The organism is Streptomyces sp. NPDC030165 (genome assembly GCF_055573595.1).
This window is the reverse complement of record NZ_JBVIBD010000042.1, coordinates 1-20,836: the sequence shown is the minus strand read 5'-3', so window position 1 is coordinate 20,836 and position 20,836 is coordinate 1. Positions and strand designations below refer to the sequence as shown.

Annotated in this window: 17 protein-coding genes and 3 pseudogenes; 14 read left to right on the top strand and 6 right to left on the bottom strand. The window is 73.0% G+C overall.

The window, feature by feature from the left end:
* Positions 1 to 190 precede the first annotated feature (190 nt).
* Both ACZ4Z1_RS40310 and asnB read left to right on the top strand, forming a co-directional pair.
* A complete protein-coding gene (locus tag ACZ4Z1_RS40310) occupies positions 191 to 889 on the top strand; it encodes a thiaminase II/PqqC family protein (protein WP_468491678.1) in 699 nt (232 codons plus the stop codon).
* Between the two features lie 84 nt (positions 890 to 973).
* Entirely contained in the window at positions 974 to 2,836 is a 1,863-nt protein-coding gene (asnB, locus tag ACZ4Z1_RS40305; protein WP_468491677.1) for an asparagine synthase (glutamine-hydrolyzing), read from the top strand.
* Positions 2,837 to 2,902: 66 nt separating this feature from the next.
* Here the strand turns inward: asnB and glnT are convergent, their stop codons facing one another.
* Positions 2,903 to 4,336, bottom strand: a complete 1,434-nt coding sequence (gene glnT / locus ACZ4Z1_RS40300; RefSeq protein WP_468491676.1) for a type III glutamate--ammonia ligase — start codon at positions 4,334 to 4,336, stop codon at positions 2,903 to 2,905.
* Between the two features lie 304 nt (positions 4,337 to 4,640).
* Here glnT and ACZ4Z1_RS40295 point away from each other — a divergent pair, with 304 nt between their 5' ends.
* Together ACZ4Z1_RS40295 and ACZ4Z1_RS40290 are read left to right on the top strand one after the other, a co-directional pair.
* Positions 4,641 to 6,392, top strand: coding sequence for a tryptophan halogenase family protein (locus ACZ4Z1_RS40295; RefSeq protein ID WP_468491675.1), 1,752 nt, complete (start codon positions 4,641 to 4,643; stop codon positions 6,390 to 6,392).
* A 239-nt stretch (positions 6,393 to 6,631) separates the two neighbouring features.
* Positions 6,632 to 8,185 (top strand): right-handed parallel beta-helix repeat-containing protein, encoded by a 1,554-nt coding sequence (locus ACZ4Z1_RS40290; RefSeq protein WP_468491674.1) that lies wholly within the window; start codon positions 6,632 to 6,634, stop codon positions 8,183 to 8,185.
* Between the two features lie 109 nt (positions 8,186 to 8,294).
* Here ACZ4Z1_RS40290 and ACZ4Z1_RS40285 read toward each other — a convergent pair whose 3' ends face one another.
* Entirely contained in the window at positions 8,295 to 8,774 is a 480-nt protein-coding gene (locus ACZ4Z1_RS40285; protein WP_468491673.1) for a hypothetical protein, read from the bottom strand.
* Between the two features lie 125 nt (positions 8,775 to 8,899).
* Between ACZ4Z1_RS40285 and ACZ4Z1_RS40280 the strand changes: the two genes are divergently transcribed.
* From ACZ4Z1_RS40280 to ACZ4Z1_RS40255, 6 genes are read left to right on the top strand one after another with little or no spacing between them, the layout of a single operon-like run.
* Complete coding sequence (locus ACZ4Z1_RS40280) at positions 8,900 to 9,250, top strand: cupin domain-containing protein (RefSeq protein ID WP_468491672.1); 351 nt, start codon at positions 8,900 to 8,902, stop codon at positions 9,248 to 9,250.
* Positions 9,247 to 10,677, top strand: coding sequence for a class I tRNA ligase family protein (locus ACZ4Z1_RS40275; RefSeq protein WP_468491671.1), 1,431 nt, complete (start codon positions 9,247 to 9,249; stop codon positions 10,675 to 10,677). Before ACZ4Z1_RS40280 ends, ACZ4Z1_RS40275 begins: the two co-directional genes overlap by 4 nt.
* Complete coding sequence (locus ACZ4Z1_RS40270) at positions 10,674 to 11,777, top strand: NAD(P)/FAD-dependent oxidoreductase (protein WP_468491670.1); 1,104 nt, start codon at positions 10,674 to 10,676, stop codon at positions 11,775 to 11,777. Before ACZ4Z1_RS40275 ends, ACZ4Z1_RS40270 begins: the two co-directional genes overlap by 4 nt.
* Positions 11,774 to 13,156 (top strand): FAD-binding oxidoreductase, encoded by a 1,383-nt coding sequence (locus ACZ4Z1_RS40265; protein ID WP_468491669.1) that lies wholly within the window; start codon positions 11,774 to 11,776, stop codon positions 13,154 to 13,156. The genes ACZ4Z1_RS40270 and ACZ4Z1_RS40265 overlap by 4 nt, the downstream gene beginning before the upstream one ends.
* Entirely contained in the window at positions 13,153 to 13,533 is a 381-nt protein-coding gene (locus tag ACZ4Z1_RS40260) for an avidin-fold protein (RefSeq protein WP_468491668.1), read from the top strand. The genes ACZ4Z1_RS40265 and ACZ4Z1_RS40260 overlap by 4 nt, the downstream gene beginning before the upstream one ends.
* Positions 13,530 to 14,213: an SDR family NAD(P)-dependent oxidoreductase gene (locus ACZ4Z1_RS40255; protein WP_468491667.1), complete on the top strand. Its 684-nt coding sequence runs from the start codon at positions 13,530 to 13,532 to the stop codon at positions 14,211 to 14,213. Before ACZ4Z1_RS40260 ends, ACZ4Z1_RS40255 begins: the two co-directional genes overlap by 4 nt.
* Before the next feature lie 93 nt (positions 14,214 to 14,306).
* Here ACZ4Z1_RS40255 and ACZ4Z1_RS40250 read toward each other — a convergent pair whose 3' ends face one another.
* Both ACZ4Z1_RS40250 and ACZ4Z1_RS40245 read right to left on the bottom strand, forming a co-directional pair.
* Positions 14,307 to 14,981: a thiaminase II/PqqC family protein gene (locus ACZ4Z1_RS40250; RefSeq protein WP_468491666.1), complete on the bottom strand. Its 675-nt coding sequence runs from the start codon at positions 14,979 to 14,981 to the stop codon at positions 14,307 to 14,309.
* Positions 14,982 to 15,086: 105 nt separating this feature from the next.
* Positions 15,087 to 15,410, bottom strand: a complete 324-nt coding sequence (locus ACZ4Z1_RS40245; protein WP_468491665.1) for an antibiotic biosynthesis monooxygenase family protein — start codon at positions 15,408 to 15,410, stop codon at positions 15,087 to 15,089.
* A gap of 249 nt (positions 15,411 to 15,659) precedes the next feature.
* On the opposite strand from ACZ4Z1_RS40245, the gene ACZ4Z1_RS40240 reads away from it, so the two are divergent.
* Positions 15,660 to 17,165, top strand: coding sequence for a peptide MFS transporter (locus tag ACZ4Z1_RS40240; RefSeq protein ID WP_468491664.1), 1,506 nt, complete (start codon positions 15,660 to 15,662; stop codon positions 17,163 to 17,165).
* Between the two features lie 108 nt (positions 17,166 to 17,273).
* Here ACZ4Z1_RS40240 and ACZ4Z1_RS40235 read toward each other — a convergent pair.
* A pseudogene (locus tag ACZ4Z1_RS40235) lies at positions 17,274 to 18,188 on the bottom strand (LysR family transcriptional regulator); the annotation flags it as partial.
* Between the two features lie 124 nt (positions 18,189 to 18,312).
* Here ACZ4Z1_RS40235 and ACZ4Z1_RS40230 point away from each other — a divergent pair.
* Both ACZ4Z1_RS40230 and ACZ4Z1_RS40225 read left to right on the top strand, forming a co-directional pair.
* Positions 18,313 to 19,200 carry an alpha/beta fold hydrolase gene (locus ACZ4Z1_RS40230; RefSeq protein WP_468491663.1) on the top strand — a complete coding sequence of 296 codons (888 nt, stop codon included), beginning with the start codon at positions 18,313 to 18,315 and terminating at the stop codon, positions 19,198 to 19,200.
* An 85-nt stretch (positions 19,201 to 19,285) separates the two neighbouring features.
* A complete protein-coding gene (locus tag ACZ4Z1_RS40225) occupies positions 19,286 to 19,471 on the top strand; it encodes a hypothetical protein (RefSeq protein WP_468491697.1) in 186 nt (61 codons plus the stop codon).
* A 131-nt stretch (positions 19,472 to 19,602) separates the two neighbouring features.
* Here the strand turns inward: ACZ4Z1_RS40225 and ACZ4Z1_RS40220 are convergent.
* Positions 19,603 to 19,680, bottom strand: a pseudogene (locus ACZ4Z1_RS40220) (VOC family protein); the annotation flags it as partial.
* Positions 19,681 to 19,887: 207 nt separating this feature from the next.
* On the opposite strand from ACZ4Z1_RS40220, the pseudogene ACZ4Z1_RS40215 reads away from it, so the two are divergent.
* Positions 19,888 to 20,693: pseudogene (locus ACZ4Z1_RS40215) on the top strand (DNA glycosylase AlkZ-like family protein).
* The last annotated feature ends 143 nt before the right edge of the window (positions 20,694 to 20,836 follow it).

Genomic DNA, 20,836 nt, shown 5'->3' with positions numbered 1-20,836 from the left:
CCCACCCACCCAAACCACCCCCAGACCCCACACCTACCACCAACCCCCCCCCCCCCCCCCCCTCCCCCCCCCCCCCCCCCCCCCCCCCCCCCCCCCGCGGCATCGCCTTCGGCGGGGGCAGGCGCGAGGGCCGGCGCCTTGCGAGCCGTCTCCGATCGTTCCTCGAGCCCCCGAGTCCACGCTTCCCCGCATGGAGCGTGACACCACCGACCGGCACCCGCCGGTACGGACCGAACTCGCCCGGGCCGTGCGGGACACCGCCCAGCGGCTGCTCGACCACCCCTTCTACCGGGGGCTGGCCGACGGAAGCCTGCCGGGCGCCGCACTGGCGCACTTCCTCCAGCAGGACCACTGGCACGTCCTGCCCGCCTACGCCGCCGCGCACGCCCGCTGTGCCGCGGTGGCCGCCGGCCCGCGCCACGCCCTGCTGTTCAGCCGGATGGGCACCGGCACCGCCGAGGACGCCGAACGGCGTCAGGAGCGGGTACGGCGGTGGGGGAAGGACCTGCGGCTCCCGCTCGCGGACGGCACCCCCGGGCTGCTGCCCACCACACTCGGCTACACCGCCTTCCTGGGCGCCGCCCCGGCCCGTTCCCTGCCCGCGGGCACCGGCGCCGTACTGCCCGCCGCATGGCTGTTCCTGCTCGTCACCGACGGTCTGCTGACCCGGTGCGTGCCGGGATCCCGCTATGCGGCGGTGATCGAGGAGTGGCATCCCGGCGACACCTACCGCGGCCTGGTGGACGTGTTCCTGGCCGCCGTGGCGGAGATCGCCGGGGACTGCTCACCGGCCGGCCGCCGGGAGCTGGTCACGTACGCACGGCACGCCGCCTACTTCGAGTGGGCCCACGTGGACGCGGCCTGGCGCCAGGAGGCCTGGCCGTTCTGACCCGTCGCACCGGCACCGCACCGGCGGCCGGCGACACCCCCCCGATCCGACCGACGACACAGTCGACAGTGAGGAGAGCTCCGCATGTGCGGCATTACCGGCTGGGTGGACTACGCCCGTGATCTCCGTCGCGAGAAAGCGACGGTCGAGGCCATGAACAACACGCTCGGCCTCCGGGGCCCCGACGCCCGCGGTGTGTGGGTCGGCCCGCACGCGGGGCTGGGCCACACCCGCAACTCCATCATCGACCTGGCCGGCGGCATCCAGCCGATGGCCGCCGAGGAGGACGGCCGGACTCTCGCCGTCCTCACCTACAGCGGCGAGGTCTACAACTTCAAGCAGCTCCGCTCGGAGCTGGAGTCCCGCGGCCACCGTTTCCGCACCCGCTCGGACACCGAGGTGGTGCTGCGCTCGTACCTGGAGTGGGGGGCCGGCTGCGCGGAGCGCCTGGAGGGCATGTTCGCCTTCGCGGTGTGGGACCTGCGTACCGAGGAACTGCTGATGGTCCGCGACCGGCTCGGCATCAAGCCGCTGTTCTACAACGTCCGGCCGGACGGGGTGCTGTTCGGCTCCGAGCCCAAGGCCCTGCTGGCGCACCCCGACATCGAGCCGGTGGTGGGCGTACCGGAACTCCAGGAGCTGTTCTCCACCGCCAAGACCCCGGGCCAGGCCGTCTTCCGCGACATGCGGGAACTGCTGCCGGGCCACACGATGACCGTCGGCCGCTCCGGCCTGCGCGAGCACCGCTACTGGACCCTGGAGGCCCGGCCGCACACGGACGACCTCGACACGACGGTGACGCACATCCGCTCCCTGCTGGAGGAGATCGTCACCCGCGAGCTGGTGGCCGACGTGCCGCTGTGCACCACGCTGTCCGGCGGCATCGACTCCAGCGTGGTCACCGCCCTGGCCGCCAAGGCCCGCGCCGCGGCGGGCGACGAGGCGGTGCGCAGCATCACCGCCACGTTCGTCGGTTACAGCGAGAACTTCCGCCCGGACGACCAGCGCGACACCCCGGACGCGCCGTACGCCGCCGAACTGGCCCGGCACGTCGGCGCCGACCACACCGACATCGTGCTGGGCACCGCCGACCTCATCAGCACCCGGGCCCGCGAGGCCGCGGTCCTCGCGCAGGACATGCCGACGATGCTCGGCGACATGGACACCTCGCTGTACCTGATGCTGCGCGCCACCCGCGAGCACTCGACGGTGGCCCTGACCGGCGAGACCGCCGACGAGATCTTCGGCGGCTTCAAGTGGCTGCACGACAGCGAGCTGGTGGCCGCCGACAACTTCCCGTGGATCGAGGCCGAGAAGCGCCAGGAAGGCAGCCGCGGCGGCCAGGGCCGCGGCCTGTTCGGCCGCGGTCTGATGGACAAGCTCGACATGCCCGGCTACTACGCGGACGCCTTCGCGCAGACGCGTGCGCTGACCCCGCACCAGGAGAACGAGGATCCCCACGAGCACCGGATGCGGGAGCTGTGCTTCGCGCACCTCAACCGCTGGCTGCCGATGCTGCTGGACCGGGGTGACCGGCTCGCGATGGCGTCCAGCCTGGAGACCCGGGTGCCGTTCTGCGACCACCGGCTCGTGGAGTACGTCTACAACACGCCCTGGGCGTTCAAGACCTTCGACGGCCGGGAGAAGAGCCTGCTGCGTGCCGCCGCCGGCGGGGACCTGGTGCCCAAGTCGGTGCTGGAGCGCCCGAAGAGCCCGTACCCGGTGACGCAGGACCCCGCGTACACCCGCGCGCTGCACGACGCGATGGCCGCCGTACTGGCCGACCCGAACGCACCGGTGCTCCCCCTGCTGGACGTCGACGCGGCGCGCAAGGCCGTGGCGGACCGGTCCCCCACCGCCCACGAGTGGCACAGCCGGTCCAACCTGGAGATGGCGCTCGGGTTCGACTTCTGGCTGCGGCACTACGGCATCACGCTCGACCTGTAGCCACCGCACGCGCCGACGGGCCGGCCGGAGTTCTTCCGGCCGGCCCGTCACCGTCTGCGCGGGGGCTCAGACCTGCAAGTAGGTGCGCAGCTCCCACTCGGAGACCTGGCGGTGGTAACTGTCGAACTCGGCGCGCTTCACATCGGCGTAGTAATCGGCGTAGAAGCCGTCCGGCGTCTTGCCCAGGCCGTCGCGCAGCACGTCGTCCGCGGCCAGTGCCTCGGCCGCGTGCAGCAGGGTGGCCGGCAGCGGACGCAGCCGCCCGGTGCCCGTGGCCGCCTTCGCCGCCTCCAGGTCCGCCTCGACCGGGCTGCCGGGGTCGGCACCGCGCGCCATGCCGTCCGCGCCGGCGGCCGCGAGCCCGGCGAGTGCCAGATAGGGGTTGGCGGCGGAGTCCACGCAGCGCACCTCGATCCGGTCCGAGTCCGGAACCCGGACCAGGTGGGTGCGGTTGTTGCCCCCGTAACTGGCGTACCCCGGCGCCCAGCTGGACCCGGACAGTGTCGCGGCGCCCGCCCCGAGCCGCTTGTAGGAGTTGACCGTGGGGCAGGTCAGCGCCATCAGGCCGGGCGCGTGGTCGAGGACGCCCGCGACGAAGCCGTACGCCCGCTGCGACAGGCCCAGACCGCGCGGGTCGTCCGGTGCCCGGAAGACGTTGCGGCCGTCCTGCCACAGCGACAGGTGCAGGTGCAGTCCGCTGCCGGTGAGACCGGTGAACGGCTTGGGCATGAAGGTGGCGAGCAGTCCGGCGCGGTGCGCGGCCAGCCGGACCAGGTGGCGGAAGACGACGACGCGGTCGGCGGTGCGCAGCGCCTCCGCGTAGCCGAAGTTGTGCTCGAACTGGCCGTTGGCGTCCTCGTGGTCGTTGGAGTAATTGTCCCAGCCCATGGCGTCGAGGGCGCGGCTGACGGTGGTCAGGTGGTCCAGTGACCGGGTGGCCGCGTGGGCGTCGTAGCAGGGCGAGGCGGTGTCGTCCAGCTCGTCGGCGACGCGGATGCCGCCGTCCTCGGTACGGCGCACGAGGAAGTACTCCGGTTCGGCGCCCGCCTTGAGTTCGAGCCGCTGCTCGGCGAGCAGGTCGAGCTGGCGCCGCAGGATGCCCCGGGGGGCGTACGGCCACGGTTCGCCCCGTACGTACAGGTCGCACTGGACGATGCCGAGGTTCTCCTGGAGCGGCACCCGGACGTAGGAGGCGGGGTCGGGTATCGCCACGACGTCCGGGTCGGCCGAGGTCTGCCCCAGCCCGTCGGCGGCGTTGCCGGCGAATCCCAGGCCGTCGGTGAGCAGCCGGTCGAGGGTGTGCGCGGGCGCCAGCTTGGCGCAGGTCTTGCCCCGCAGGTTGACGAACATGACCAGCAGGAACTCCACCCCGTCGCGGGCTACCGCCCGGGTCAGTTCCTCGGCGTTCGCCGGTGGTGTGTGCGCCGTCATCGTGTCCTCGCCTTCGAGCGTGCCCGTCTTGGTCTGCCGCCAGGGTGAACAGCGCCGCTCGAAAGCCACTAGGGCGTTTCTGATGGATCTCCGTGGAGGGCACCGAGCGGCGTTCGGTGCGTGCGCTCGGGGTGCGGTGTGAAGGGTCATGTGGCGGAGCCACCTGTCCCTTCGCGCCGTGCGGCGAGGGTGCGTGCCGGGCGTCGCGAGGCCACGGAGATCCATCAGAAGCGCCCTAGGGACCCGAGCCGGAGATCCGGTGGCAGTAGGAGCACCCGGCAGCACATCCCCCTCCAGGCCCGCTCTAGCACGGTCGACCAGGGTGGATCCGGCAGGACATGTCGGGAATCCGGTGGACCGGGAAGAGGTACGGATGGATCACAAGGTGCTGAACAGAGGGCTGGCGGCGCGGCCGGGGAACGCGCTGGACCGGTTGCTGGGCACCCTGCCCCGCGAGGAGGCGGAGGCGGTGCGCGGCTGGCTGCCGGGTGCCGGGGGCGGCACGGAGCCGCTGGCGATGCTGCGGTCGCTGGCGGCCTCGGGCGGTGACATGGTCCGGCCCGACGACGCCACGCCCCGGGCGATCCGCCGGGTGGGCGTCATCGGGGGCGGGACGGCGGGCTATCTGGCGGCGCTGGCGCTCAAGGCCAAGCGGCCCTGGCTGGACGTGACGCTGGTGGAGTCGCGGCACATTCCGATCATCGGGGTGGGCGAGGCCACCGTGACGTACCTGACGCTCTTCCTCCACCACTACCTCGGTATCGACGCCGAAGAGCTGTACCGCCACGTGCGCCCCACCTGGAAGCTGGGCATCCGGTTCGACTGGGGGCCGCACCCGGACGGCTTCATGGGCCCGTTCGACTGGTCCAGCGACTCGGTGGGGCTGCAGGGCGCGGTCCGTACGACGGGCAACATCAACGGCTCGACGCTGGGTTCCGCGCTCATGACGGCCGACAAGGCGGCGGTCTACCGTACGGGCGAGGCCCCGCTGTCACTGATGAAGTACGTGCCGTTCGCGTACCACCTCGACAACGCCCTGTTCGTCTCCTACCTGACGGAACTCGCCGAGCGCCGCGGCGTCCACCACGTCGAGGCGACGGTGGCGGACGTCGAACTGAGCGGCCCCGAGTGGGTGGAGAAGCTGCGCACGACCGACGGGCGCGACCTGTCGTTCGACCTGTACGTGGACTGCACCGGCTTCCGTTCGCAGTTGCTGGGCCGGGCCTTCGAGACGCCGTACGTCCCGTTCTCCAGCACCCTGTTCACCGACTCCGCGGTCACCGGCAACATCGCCCACGACGGGAAGATCCGGCCCTACACCCAGGCGACCACGATGAACGCGGGCTGGTGCTGGCGCATCCCCACCCGGGACAGCGACCACCGCGGGTACGTGTTCTCCTCGGCGGCGATCTCCGACGACGAGGCCGCCGCGGAACTCGCGGCCCGCTACCCCGGCATCTCCGAACCGCACTTCGTACGGTTCCGCAGCGGGCGTCACGAGAAGGCGTGGCGCGGCAACGTGATGGCGGTCGGCAACTCGTACGGCTTCGTCGAGCCGCTGGAGTCGACGGGCCTGATGATGATCGGCGTCGAGGTGCAGACCCTGGTCTCCTGCCTGCCGGCGTCCTGGGACGGCCCGCAGGTGCGCGAGACCGTCAACGCCGCGCTGGGGCAGCAGTGGGACGCGATCCGGTGGCTGCTGGGGCTGCACTACCGGTTCAACACCCGGCTGGACACGAAGTTCTGGCAGGAGTGCCGCGCTTCCGCCGACGTGTCCGGTTTCCAGCCCCTGCTGGAGGTGTTCGCCGGCGGGGCGCCGCTGTCCCGCCGCAACGCCTTCGTGCAGGACATGCTGAACCGGGTGGCACCGAGCTTCTTCGGGCTGTTCGGCATCGACTACCTGCTGCTGGGCCAGCAGGTGCCCTCCCGGATGCTGCCCATGGACGAGCCGCTGTCGGCGTGGCAGGCGCGCAAGCGGGCCGCCGAAGCGCTGGTGCGGCCGGCGCTGCCCACGCGCGAGGCGCTGGAGGCGTTCGACGCCTGGCCGGAGCTGAACCGCCAGTTGCTGGAGGACGACGACAGCTGGGCCGGTACGGAGATCGCCCGTCGTATGGGAATGCTCTGACGGCCCGGACCTGACCGGCCCGGACGGCCCTGACCTGCCCCCTGACCGGCCCGGACGGCGTGCCGGCGGCGGCCGCCCACGGCGACCGTCACCGAACGTAAGTACCCCTGTACCACACAGATTCGATAACCCACAAGAGGAATCCAGGCCTTCTCTAGCCCCGCTCATGCGGACCCGGCCACGATGCGGCGCACACCGGCGCTGGCGACGGCCGTCCGCGTGGGTGGAATGGAGGAGATGTGCGTAGATGGTTCGCCACCGGACCGGTCCGGGCCGCACTGGTCGCGGCGACGGCCCTGGGCCTCGCCCCGGCCCCGGCCGCCGCGGCGCTGTCCCATGCGGCCGCCGGGGCCACGGCCCGCACCACGACCGGCACCACATATTTCGTCGACTGCGCCAACGGCAACGACGACGCCAAGGGCACCAGTGAGGCCACCGCCTGGCGGTCCCTGACCCGGGCCAACAGCGTGACCTTCGCCCCGGGCGACCGGCTCCGGCTGCGCGGCGGGACCACCTGCCGGGGCACCCTCGCCCCCAAGGGGTCGGGCACCGCGCAGGCACCGGTGACCGTGGAGCCTTACGGTACGGGCGCCCCGGTCGTCGACGGCGCCGGCGCGTCGGCGGCCGTCCTGCTGCAGAACGTCGAGTACTACCAGCTGCGAAAGATCACCGTCACCAACACCGGTGCCACCGCGGCCCGGCGCGCGGGCATCCGGGTCCTGCTGCGGGACTACGGCATCGGTCACCACTACGTGATCGACGGGGTCACCGTCCGCGATGTCAACGGCAGCGACGACCGCTATCCGAACCCCAGCGGCGGCATCCTCTTCGAGGCGGCCGGCACCGCGAAGCCGACCGGCTTCTCCGGGATCGCGGTGACCGACAGCAAGGTCAGCCACGTCGACCGGATCGGTATCGGGATCACTTCCGACTGGCAGAAGCGCACCGAGAACCCCAAGGGCCCCGGCAGCGCCTTCGTCCCCAACGAAGGGATCGTCATCAGCCGCAACACCGTCACGGACGTCGGCGGTGACGGCATCATCCTGTTCAACGGGAACCGGGCCCGGGTCACCGAGAACACCGTCGACGGATTCAACATCCGCTCCACCGACTACAACATCGGCGCATACGCCTGGAATTCGGACCGCACCACCTTCGAATACAACAACGTGCGGCGCGGAAAATACCCGGGCATGGCCTTCGCCGTGGAAGGAGGCAACGTCGGAACCACCTATCAGTACAACTACTCGCAGGACAACGGCGGTGGATTCCTCTACTTCTGCCAGAGCGACGGGGAAATCGCCAGGGACGGTGTCGTCCGGTACAACATCAGCCAGAACGACGCCGCCGGCGCTCAGGGATTCGGCCTGATCAGTTCCTTCTGTACGGGCGTCTCCAATCTGCGCGTCTACCAGAACACCTTCTACGCCCCGAACGCGCCCAGCCTGGTGGAGGTCAGCCGGCAGAACGACCTCTCCCTGCAGGGCAACGTGTTCGTGGGCCGGCCGCAGGGCTCCGCCGTCGACGACGCCTACGGCACGTACCGGTACAACCTGTTCCACCGGGCCTCGGCGCTCCCCGCGCACGGGGACCACAACATCACCGGCGACCCGCTGCTGACGGCGCCCGGCTCGGCGGTCCGCACGTCCGGCGCCGACGGGTACCGGCTCAAGACCGGCTCACCGGCCCTGAACGCGGGCAACCGCGTCGCCGGTGACGGCGGACGGGACTTCTACGGCAATCCCGTACCGAACGTCCCCCACATCGGCGCCTACCAGGGGGCGCCGCAGTAGGTCCGCGACCAGCCCGTCCCGCGGGGCGGCGGGCTGCTCACCGGGGTGTCCCGAGGCGTCGGCAGGCGTCGCGGGACACCCCGCCGTACACCGGCCCGCCCCCGCCGTCTCAGAACTCCCCGTGGATGCCGGCTGCCAGATAGCGGCCGTGGTCCGGCGGGTCGCTCCGCAGGACGTGCTCCACCCAGGCATCGCGCTCGCAGCCGATCGCGGCCAGCTCCCAGACGCAGGCGGTCGCGTGGCCCGGCGCCTCGGCCGGCCGCTGAAGGCCCGTCCAGTCGGCGAGCCAGGTACGAGTGTGCGCGATCAGCCGGTTGGCGCTCCACCAGCCGACGACGGCGTACACGCCGTCCTCGTCCTCGTGCACCACGCTGAACGCGTGCGAGGGGCCTTCGGCGTGCGGCGCCGGCAGGCTCCGGCGGACCGCGTCCCGGGCGAAGGCGTGCACCTCCGCGGGCGGCAGCTCGCGCAGCGCCGACACGGCATACCGTTTCACCGTCCAGCCGTCCGCCCGCTCGTGTTCCAGCGTGCGCACGGAACGCGGCGCATACCGGGTGGGGCGCTGCCCCACCTGTAATTCGGTGGTCATGGCCACATGGTGGCATGTACGGACGGGCGGCCCAACCCCGTTCGACCACTCCTTGAGCGGTGTCCTGGATGTTTTTCCCCGTCGGCCGCGCACCGCGCGGAAGGACTACCGGCTGGGAGCTGACCGTGCAGACGTTCACCCTGGATGAATCGCAGCTGAGTCAGGAATACGGAATCGGCATCGGACGCTGGGAGGACCACCCGAAGAAGCAGCCGCTGCCGTTCGACGCCATGTGGTGCCGCATTCCCGCGCACGGCAAAAGCGCGCAGGACGAACACCCCGAAGTCGAACTCGCCGTCGTCGTCGGCGGTACCGCCGTCTTCACGGTCGACGGTACGCAGGTCACGGCCCGGCCGGGTACGGCCGTGCTGCTGTCCCCCGGGGAGCGGCACGTCATCACGGCGGCCGAGGAGCCGGTACGCATCCTCAGCGTGTACTGGCTGCCCTCCGCGGCGGGCTCCGGGGAGGCCGGATGACCGTGGCGGCGCCCGGCGGCCCGGGCACGACCGTACTGCTCTCCCCGCCGCCCACCCCCAACGGGCCGCTGCACGTGGGGCACCTGGCCGGCCCGTACATCGCCGCGGACGTCGCGGCCCGCGCGGCCCGGCTGCGCGGCGAACGGGTGCTGACGGTGTGCGGCCTGGACGACCACCAGAACTACGTCCTCGCCAAGGCCCGGCAGCGGGGCACCAAGGTGCGCGAGGAACGCGACGGGCACGCCGCGCGCATCCGTGAGGTCTTCGCGCGGGCGGGCGTGCACCACGACGTGTTCACCGACCCGCTCAGCGACGTCGGCTACCGGACCGCGGTCGCCGGCTTCCTCGACGAACTGGTCGCCTCCGGGACGGTGCCCGTACGGGAGTGGGAGACCCCCGCCTGCCCGTCCTGCCCCGGCACCGCCCACCACGCGTACGTGTCCGGGGACTGCCCCCGGTGCGGGACGGGGTCGTGCGGCGGTACGTGCGAGGGCTGCGGCTGGTACACCACGGCCGGGAACCTGGTGGACGCGCGGTGCACCCGCTGCGGTTCGCCGCTCACCGCACGGCGCACCGTGCGCGGCCCCGTCCTTCCGCTGGAGCGGTACCGGGACGGCCTCAGCCGCGTCTGGGCCACGGCCGACGCGCCGCCCGGTGCCCGGCTGCTGCTGCGGCAGCTGTTCAGCCTGCCGGAGCTTCCCGAGCTACCGCTCAGCTACCCCACCGACTGGGGCATCGAGTCCGTCACCACACCGGAGCACCGCATCGACGTGTGGTCCGAGATGGCCCTGGGCTACCTGTACGCCATCGGGCAGCGGCTGGCACCGGGCGCTGTGGGGATCGGCGGGCACCTGCGCGCCTGGCGCGGCGTCGACGCGCTGTGGGCCTTCCTGGGCCGGGACAACACCTTCTACTACTTGGTGCAGTTCCCCGCACTGTTCCTGGCCTGCGGGCTGCCGCCGGACGTGCTGGGCGGCCTGGTGGTCAACGAGTTCTACCGGCTGTCGGGCGCCAAGTTCTCCACCAGCAGGGGTCACGCCGTATGGGCCCACGAACTGCTGGAGCACGAGGAACCGCGGGTACTGCGCGCCTTCCTGTGCTGGGACCGGCCCGCCCCGTACCCCACCAACTTCACCCCGGAGCGCTACCGCGCCCTGACCACCGGCTGGGACCTCGACGCCCCGGCGGCCCACGGGCCGGAGTACGCCACCGAGCGGGACCGGGCCGCGCGGGCCCTCACCCCGGCGCACTTCGACGCCGCGTACGCCGCCCGGTGCCTGCTGCGCCCCGGAGGCGACCCGGAGCTGCGCGGCGCGCTCACCGGTACGGCCGGCGCCCCGGACCCGGACCCGGTCCCGGCGCCGGGTTCGGCCCCGGCCCCGGCCCCGGCCCCGGCTCCGGCTTCGGAAGGAGCGCCGGCCGGATGAGGATCTGCGTCGTGGGCGCGGGAATGGCGGGCGCGCTGCTGGCCTGGCGGCTCGTCACGGAGCACGGGGCCCGGGTGACGCTGCTGACCGGCGCCGCCCGGCCGGACGCCACCGCCGCGTCGGGCGGCCTGGTGCGGGCCTTCGAGCGCGACCCCGAGACGGCCCGGCTGTCCGCGCTCAGTCTCACGGAGCTGCGGACCAGCCGCACGCTGCGGGAATGGTCCGGCTACCACCCCGGCGCTTCCCTGTACGTCCTGGCTCCCGGGGACGGGCCCGCCCCTGGCCCGGACGCCCTGCCGCCGTCGGCCGAAAGGTGTGACGCGCGACGGCTGGCCGACGAGTTCGGCGTCCAGGGCCTCCCGGAGGGCGCGGTGGGGGTGCTGGAACCGCACGCCGGCCACTTCTCCCCCGACGACCTGCGCCGGGCGGTGATCACCGACCTGGTGGCCCGTGGGGCGGACGTGCCGTCGGGCCGGCTGCGTGCCCTGACCTTCGACGGCCGGGAGGGCGGCGTCACCTACCGGACCCGCACCGGCCAGGGCACGGCCGACGTACTGGTGGCAGCCACCGGCGCCTGGACGGCCCGGCTGCTGCGCTCCCTGGACGCCCCCGACGACGGGACCGTACGGACAAAGGTCATCCAGTGCGCCGTCTACCGGGCCGGCGGGCTGCTGCCGCCCGCCTTCGTGGACGAGACCAGCGGCCTGTACGGCCGCCCGGCGGGCCCCGGCCGGATGCTGCTGGGCCTGCCCACCGAACGCTGGGGAGCCGACCCCGGAACCGCGCGCTTCCTCGACCACGAGGAACGCGCCGTCCGGGCGGCGGCCGGACGGCGGCTGCCCGCCCTGTCCCTGGGACGGCTGCTGCGCCCGGTGGCCGCCGTGGACGCGTACGGCCCGGCCGGGCGGCTCGCCCTGACGCCCGTACCCGGCACCTCCGGGCGGCTGTTCACCTTCACCGGCGGCAGCGGCGGCTCGGCGAAGCTCGCGCTCGCCGCGTCCCGGGAGGCGGCGAGCGGCCTGCTGGCCCGGCTCTCCTCCCGCCCGTCCGAATCCGGCCACGCCCCGATCACCACCATCACACGGAGGGAGACGTCATGAGCGCCGACGTGCGCCGCACGCTGGAAGCAGCCTGTCCCGGGAGGGTGGTCACCGCTGAACACCCCGCCTACGACCGGGTGCGGCTGCTGTTCAACGGAGCACACGACCGCCGCCCGGCCGCCGTCTGCCTGCCCCGGGACACCGCCGAGGTACGGGCCGCGGTGCTGGCCGCGCAGGAGACGGGCCTGCCGACGACGGTCCGGGGCGGCGGGCACAACGTCGCGGGCGCCGGGTCCGTCGATGCCGGCGTGGTGATCGACCTGCGGTCGCTGAGCGGGGTGCGCGTCGACCCCGGTGTCCGGACGGCACGCGTCGGCGGCGGGGCCACCTGGGCCCACGTCGACCTGGCGGCCGGGACGTACCAGATGGCCACGACGGGCGGCACGTTCGACGACACCGGCGTCGGCGGGCTGACCCTCGGCGGCGGCATCGGGCACCTGATGGGCCGCGCGGGCCTCAGCTGCGACAACGTGCTGAGCTACGAGCTGGTCACCGCGTCCGGCGAGACGCTCACGGTCTCCCCGGAGACGTACCCCGAGATCGACTGGGCGCTGCGCGGAGCGGGCCACCACTTCGGCGCGGTCACCGAGTTCACCTTCCGGCTGCACGACGTGCCGCGCGTGTACGGCGGTTACGTCGCCTACCCGGGCGACGACCCGGCCGCCGTCGTACGGTTCTTCCGCGACCTGATGCGGGACGCGCCCGACGAGCTGATCTGCACCCTGCTGCTCGAACGGTACGGCCCGATGCAGGAGCCCGCGGGCGTCCTCAGCGTGTGCTACTCGGGTGACGACCCGGAATACCCGGCCGTGCTCGACAAGGCGCTGCGCACCACCCTCACCCCGCTGGACTGGAACATAGGCGAGCGCTCGTACGTCTCCATGCAACAGTGCCTGGGGCGCCTGCCGTTCGGGCTGCGGCACTACTGGAGCGCGCGCTGCGTCGACGGTCTGCCCGACGAGCTGGCCGAGGCCCTGGCGGAACGGTTCCGCGCGGCCCGGATCACCGACCCGTACAACGACACCATCCTGATCGAGCCGATCCACGGCGCCGTACGCGACCGCGCCCGGGTCCCCGGCGTGGTCCCCTTCCGCACCGCCCGGTTCAACATCACCGGCATGGCCATCTGGGACGCCGGACTGTCGGCCGCCGACGCCGGACAGCGCGCGTGGGCCCGGTCGGTGTCCAAGCTCGCCGAGCCGTACAGCGCGTGGGGCGAGGGCTACCTCAACTACGCGGACCACGACAGCCTCACGGCCACCCGGGGGGAGCAGACCTACGGCCCGGAGAACTTCGCCCGGCTGCGCCGCCTCAAGCAGCAACTGGACCCGGACGGATTCTTCCGGTCCGGCTACACCCTGACAGGAGCGCCCCGATGACCCCCGCCACCCGCCCGCCGGCCGCCCCGGCCCCCACCCTCTACGACGGCCTGACCTTCCGGTCCACGGCCGCGGAGACCGCTTCCGGCCCCGGAGCCGCGCAGGTCCCCTCCGGCCACTACCACCAGCGGGACGACCTGGTCTGGGCGGAGTTCTCCGGCGGCCGGGTCCGGCAGGGCCGCCTGGTCGGCCGGTCCGACGCGAACGGGGTCATCACCGCCGCGTACTGCCAGGTGCTCGCCGGCGGCGAGGTGGTGTCCGGGCAGTGCGTGAGCCACCCGGAGCGGCTGCCGGACGGCCGGCTGCGGCTGCGTGAGGAGTGGAGCCGCGTGGACGGCTCGCACGGCACCTCGTACATCGAGGAGGTACGGACGTGACGGGCCCGGCGCGTACCGCCCTGGTCACCGGCGCCAACCGCGGCCTCGGCCTGGCGGTGGCCACCGAGCTGGCGGCGCGCGGGCACCGGGTCCTGTTCGCGGCACGGGACAAGGAGGCGGCCACGCGGGCCGCCACCGGGGCCGCAGGCGACACGGCGGGGCTCGCACTGGACGTCACCGACCCCGACGCCGTACAGGCGGCCGCCGCGGAGCGATCCGTCGACATCCTGGTCAACAACGCGGGCGTCCTGCTGGACTGGGGCTCCGCACCGACCGCCGCCGACCTGGACCTGGTACGCCGCAGCCTGGACGTCAACCTGCTGGGCACCTGGCGGGTGACCCAGGCGTTCCTGCCCGGCATGGTGGAGCGAGGCTGGGGGCGGGTGGTCAACGTGTCCAGCGGAGCCGCGTCGTTCGCGTACGGCCCGGCCCCCGAGTGCCCCGGCTACACGGCCTCGAAGGTGGCCCTCAACGCGCTCACCACGATGCTGGCGCAGGAGGTCAAGGGGACGGGGGTACTGGTCAACGCCATCAACCCCGGCCTGGTCCGCACCCGGATGCAGCCACACGCGGAGCAGACCGCCGAGGAGGCGGCCCGGCACATCGCGGACGCGGCGACGCTGCCGGACGACGGGCCCTGCGGGGTGTTCCTGCGCCGGGACGCAGTCATCGACTGGTGAATCCGCGGGAATGCGGCGCGGGCCCGGCCCCTGGGCGGGGCCGGGCCCGTGCTGTGAGGGCTGGGGCGGGTCGGCGGGGGTAGCGGGTGCGGGCTAGCGGGCAGTCGGCGGGCCGGCCTCGGCCCAGGCGGCCTTCGTGACGGACGCTGTGTAGCGCAGCCCCAGCGTGAAGTACTCGACCAGCTCCGTCCGGCCGGGCGCGGCCATCAGCTCGCCGAGTTCGTCGTACGCGGCCTCCAGCTCGGAGACGGTCCGCGCGTACTCGGGGCCGGGGTGGAAGACGTCGATCCAGGCGCTGTGCCGCGAGCCGGGCACCCGGCGCAGGCGCAGGTCGTCACCGATGCGCTGACGGAACCAGGTCAGGGGCAGCAGCGCGCCCATACCGGCGGCCACCGTCGTGGCCGTCGCCGCGTGCAGGAACGTGGTGTGCGCGTGGGTGATGGCCCCGGCGGGCACCTTGGGGTCCGCGCGGGGGATCTCCAGTGCGGCGTCCAGCCCGTTGTGCGCCTCCAGCAGCCGGTCCCGTGCGTGTACCGTGCCCGCCGCGGCCTGCGCCAGCAGCACCACGTGCCGGTCCCAGCGGGTGGCGGCCGCGGTACGGGCCAGGGCCCTGGCGTACGCGGGCAGGACATGGCCCGCACACTGCTCGACGAAGTGTGTCAGGGCGCGGGCGGGCAGGGTTCCGTCCCGCACCCCGGCCCAGAACGGGTGCTCGATGATCTCCTTCCACTCGGGCTCTGCCAGTTCCTTCAGTTCCTGGTGCAGCACGACGGTGCTCCTCTCCGTCTCACGGGGCTTTCACGGGGCTTTCACGGAGGCCTTCACAGGGGCTTTCACCGGGCTTTCACGGGGGCTCCACGGAGCAGGGATGGGTCACCGCGCCCCCGCCCCCGGCAGCAGGCACAGCGTCTGGCTGAGCCGCATCTCACCACCTCGCCGGAAGGGGGCGAGCCGACGGCGGTTGTCCACGTGCTCCTCGCTGTGCTCGAAGCGGTGGAAGCTCGGGGCGTCGACCCAGTCGGTGACGACGTAGTACACGTCGTCCTCGTCGGCCGACCGGGCCAACGACTGGTACAGATTGCCCGGTTGAGCGGCGATGCTCCGCCCGATCTCCTGCCACACCCGCTCGAACTCGTCCCCGTGGCCGGGGTGGATCTCCATGCGCAGCATCACTCGGAAAGGGAGGGACTGCGGCATCTGGCCGGCCTCCGTCCTCTGTCGGCGTTCGCGGAAGGCGCCCAGGGTCGACGACCGCGCTCGACACCGGCTCGAACCGGGGGCCGTGACGCGTTACGGCACCGGCTCGCACCAGGAACCGCGACTCCTGACGGCACCGGCTCGCACCGCGGGCGGACGCGTGCCGCCACCGGCCTCCACCCGTCCTCGACCGGCCTCCGACGCCCCGAGGTGAACCTCTTCTCCTCCCCGAAGCGCCCTGGAGGAGCCATGACCGCGCCGATCCGCCCGCGGGCCGCCGAACCGGTCCGCCCGCCCATCACCGGTGGCAGAGGTCCGCTGGGCCGGCCCCGGTGGTTCACCACCCTGTTCGCCACCGACGTCTGGGAACGCTTCAGCTTCTACGGCATGTCGGCGATCCTCGTCCTGTACGCCACGGCCCCGGCGTCCGACGGCGGGCTCGGCATGAGCAACGGTGACGCCGCCGCGCTCTACGGCCTGTACCTGGCCGCGGTCTTCGTCGCGTCGGTGCCGGGCGGCTGGATCGGCGACCGGCTGCTGGGCTCCCGCCGTGCCGTCCTGTACGGAGGCGTCCTGATCGGCCTGGGCCATGTGTCGCTGGCCGTCCCGGGGCACGCGTTCTTCTACCCCGGGCTGCTGCTGATCGCGGCCGGGACCGGGCTGCTCAAACCGAACATGGCCGGCCTGCTGAGCGCGTTCTACGCGCCCCACGACCGGGCGGGCCGGGACGCCGGGTTCGCGGTCTTCTACATGAGCGTCCAGATCAGCGCGCTGGTGTCGCCCCTCGTGGTGGGCGCCGTGGGCGAGACCGTGAACTGGCATCTCGGGTTCGGACTCGCCGCGTTCGGCATGGCCCTGGGGCTGTTCCAGTACGTACGCGGCACCCGCCACTTCGGCACCGTCGGCCACGCCCCGGAACGCGCCGCCACCCCGGCGCAACGCACCCGGGTGCTGTGGGGCACCGGTGCGGCGGTCGCCGTCCTCGCCCTCGGATACGGAACGGACGCGGCGCTCGGCACGTTCCGGATCGCCCACGTCATGGCCCTGACCGGCCTGTTGACCGTACTGGTGCCGGTGCTGTTCTTCTGGCGGCTGCTCCGTAACCCCCGGCTGACACCGGCCGAACGGGTCCGGGTGAAGACGTACGTCTGGCTGTTCCTGGCCTCGGCTCTGTTCTGGGCGATGTCGCTGCAGGGCGGGTCGGTCTTCTCGGTCTTCGCCAGGGACTCGACGGACCGCGCGGTGTTCGGCCTCACCGTGCCGGCGAGCTGGTTCCAGTCGGCGGTGCCGCTGTTCGTGCTGCTCACCGCGCCGCTGTTCGCCGTGCTGTGGAAGCGCGCGGGCGACCGGATCAGCACCGCCGCCAAGTTCGCCATCGGCATGGTGTGCATGGGCGCGGCCTTCACGGTGATGGCGCTCGCCGCGTGGCAGGCCACCACGGCGGCGGCCGGCCGGGTGTCACCCCTGTGGCTGCTGCTGGCCTTCCTGCTGCTGGCGGCCGGCGAAGTGGCCTTCGCCCCGGTCGGCATGAGCGCCGCCACCGCCGTGGCACCGGCGACGTTCGTCAGCCAGATGGTGGGCCTGTTCTGGCTGGCCGGAGCGCTCGGCGGCGGGCTCGGCGGCAACGCCCTGAAGGCGGCCGGGGACGGCTCACCGTCCCCGGCGTACTTCCTCATGCTGGCGCTGGCCGCCCTGCTGACGGGCGCCGCCCTGTTCCTCGGCCGCCGTCCGCTGACGCGCCGACTGGGGGTGTGACGGCTGGGCGGGGGTGCGGGACCGTGACGGCTGGGCAGGGGCCCGGGGCAGGGACAGGCCGTCTGGGACGGGCCGGTGGCCCAGGCGGTGACCGCGCCGGTGATCGGGCCGGTGATCGAGTGCGGCACCGACGTCGGGGCAGCTCCGCCGGATCACGTCGAGGAAGGCGTGCAACACCGGCGACTCCTCCCCGGCCGCGAAGGACAGGACGAGGTCCGGCAGGGACGTACGCGGCGTCACCTCGCACAGCCATGTCCCCGGACGCGGGGCCGCCGCCATCCGGGACGGCCCCAGGCCGACGCCCACCCCGGAGGCGGCGAGGCCGATGATCGTGTGGATGTCCCGCGCGACGGTCGCACCGCACAGCGCCGCGGAGTCCTCACCCAGCAGGGTGCGCAGCCCGGCGGAGGTGGCGGGCTCGTCCTCGCCGGACGCCACGATCAACGGCTGCTGCCGCAGCTGGTCCACGCCCACCGACGTTCGCCCCGCGTACGGATGTGCGCTGCTCACGACGGCGACCAGGTGGTCGCGTCCGATCGGTACGGACACGAGGTGCTCGGCTCCGGCGCCCTGCGGGTACCCGAGAGTGACCGCCACGTCCAGTTCGCCGCCGGCTAGGGCGGCGGTGCTGCGGCTGGTCGCCATCTCGTGCAGTTCCAGCCGTACATCGGGCCGCTCGCGACCGAACCGGCGCAGGACGGCGGGCAGCGGTTCGAGCAGCGCCGAGGCGATGAAACCCAGCCGCAGGCGGCCCGTCTCGCCCCGCGCGGCCCGGCCCGCGTCGGACGCGGCCGCCGTCATCTCCGCGAGCGCCCGGCGCGCCCGGGCGAGGAACGCCTCGCCCGCGGCCGTCGGAAACACACCGTGGCGCGTGCGGTCGAACAGCCGGGCGCCGACCTCGCGCTCAAGGTCGGCGATCTGCTTGGACAACGGAGGCTGGGCGATCCCCAGCGCACCGGCCGCCCGGCCGAAGTGCGCGTGCTCGGCGAGCGCGAGCGCGTACCGCAGATGCCGCGCTTCCATGACGACCAGCCTCCGCCCTCCGGGCTCCGGGACTCAGGGCTCCGGCGATACCCCAGACGTATCGCCACCCACCTTCTCAGATCTTCCTCTGGATGACGCCGCGTCGGCCGACTGGGATGGAGCCATGACCAACGACTCCCTCACCGGCACCGCCGATGGCCCGACCAGCACCCCCAATGCCCTGACCGGCACCGTCTTCGTCCTCGTGCACGGCGCGTGGCACAACTCCGCGCACTGGGCACCGACCCAACGCGCCCTCACCGGGCTCGGCGCGGCGAGCGTGGCCGTGGACCTGCCCGGGCACGGCTTCGACGCGGCCCTGCCCACCGGCTACCTCCGGCCCGGCCAGCCCGGCCTGCTGACCGAGAGGTCCCGGGCCGCCACCGTGACGATGGCCGAGTGCGCCGAAACCGTGCTGGCCACGCTGCGCCAGGTCCGCCACTACCGGAACGTCGTGCTCGTCGCCCACAGCGCGGGCGGCGGCCCCGCGTCACTGGCCGCCGAGCGGGCGCCGGAACTCGTCGACCGTATCGTCTACCTGTCCGCGTTCGTCCCCGGCGGGCGGCCCCGGTTCTCCGACTACATCGACGCGCCCGAGAACGCCACCGCGCTGGGGCGCGACCTCCCCCTCGGCGACCCGCACGCCCTGGGCGCGATTCGGATCAACCCGCTCTCACCGGACCCCGCCTACGTCGAGGCCCTGCGGCAGACCCACTACCAGGACACGCCCCCGGACCGCTTCGACCGCTGGCGGTCCCTGCTGAGCACCGATCTGCCGCTGGCGATCGTGAACTCCCCGGTCACCGTGACCGCGGCGCGGTGGGGCCGGATCCCGCGTACCTTCCTGCGCTGCGCGGACGACCACGCGCTGCCGCCGGCCGTACAGGACCTGATGATCGGGGAGGCCGACCGGGCCGCGCCCGCCCGACCGTTCACCGTACGCACCCTCCCGGGCAGCCACAGCCCGTTCGCGGCGCGGCCGCAGGAGCTCGCGTCGGCGCTGGTGCTGTGAGCCGTACCGGCGCCGGGTGCCCCGCCCGGCCCGGCGCCCAGGCCGGCGCCAGGCCGATGTCAGACCCCGGACCTACCATCCGAGCATGGACACGGAACTGCTTCGCCCGCCCGCCGGGCTCGCCCTCCCACCCGGCCGGATGATCGTGTCCGACGAGGGCGACGGGGACGTGGCGGCCCTGCGGCTGAGCGACGACGCAGTCTCCGCCGGCCTCTGGACGCGCCTGCGGGCCGAACACCCCACCCCGGGCTGGGAGTTGTGGTGGGACTGACCGGCCGTGAAAGGTGACCTCGGGACGGGCCCCGACGGACGGTCCAGCAGCGATCCCGCTCGGCCGCGCGGACCCGGCCGTCGGGGCCCATGGCGGTACTCATGGCGTACGCCACCGCGTTCCCGCCGAGCGCCGGTGCCGACCCGCACGTCAAGATGCAGCCGGTTCTTGACGGCCTTCCCTTCGGGGACGCGCTGAAAGTGCAGTCGCAGGTCAAGCGCCCTGTCGGCTACGAGCAGGTCGTCGATCGAGCGGGGACTCGCCGAGTCCGTATGCCTCCATGACTTCGGTGAGGTGACGCCCTGCCCGCTGGGCCACTTCCGCCCCTTCCGTCCCTTCCACCCTTTCCGTACAGAGCAACCGCAGGGCAGCAGTCGGTTGCCCCACGACAACCGGCAGGACGAAAGAATCACCGCATGGTGATCACTGCGCGTTCCCTCAACCGCTCCACGCTGGCCCGGCAGTTGCTGCTCGACCGCGAACCGGCCGGCGTCACCGATGCGCTGCGGCGGGTGGTCGCCCTACAGGCACAGCCCGCCTCGCCGTACATCGCACTGTGGAACCGGCTCGCCGGCTTCACCCCGGCCGACCTCGATGCTGCCGTGGTCGGCCGCCAGGCGGCCAAGGCCACGCTCATGCGAGTCACGTTGCACCTGGTCCACGCCGAGGACTACCGGCCCTTCCGCGAAGCCGTGGAGCCGACGCTGCGCGGCTCCAGACTCGGCGACGCCCGTTTCCGGGCGTCCGGGCTGACGGCGGCCGACGCCGACACCCTCGTACCGGAACTGCTCGCGTACGCCGACGAGCCACGCACCACCGCCGCCCTGCGAGGCCGTCTCGAAGAGCGCCCCGGCCAGCCGAGGACACCCCGGCCCCGCCCAGACTGATGGCGATGTGGGACAACATCCTGCTCGCCTACGCCGACCGCAGCCGCGTCATCCCGCCCGCGTACCGCAAGCTCGTGATCCGCATGAACGGCGACGTGCTGCCCACGCTGCTGATCGACGGCCACGTCGCGGGCGTGTGGCGCCCCGCCTTCGGAGGCATCGAGGCCACCGCCTTCCAGCCCCTCCCGGCCGAGATCTGGGAGGGGCTGGCCGCGGAGGCCCGGTCACTCACGGCCTTCCTGGCCGACCGGGACCCCACGCCCTACCGCCGCCACGACCACTGGTGGGCCAAGGGCCTCCCAGCCGCCGAAACACGGCTGCTGCCCGGCGACTGAGCGACCGATCGAGCGATCTGCTGCGGGGCGCCGTCGCCGGGACAGTGCTTCATCGTTGGAGGAAGGTGAAGAGGTTTTCCCAGCGGTGGACGATTTCGTCGGTGGCGTAGCGCTGGATGTGGGTGCGGGCGGCGTTGCCCATG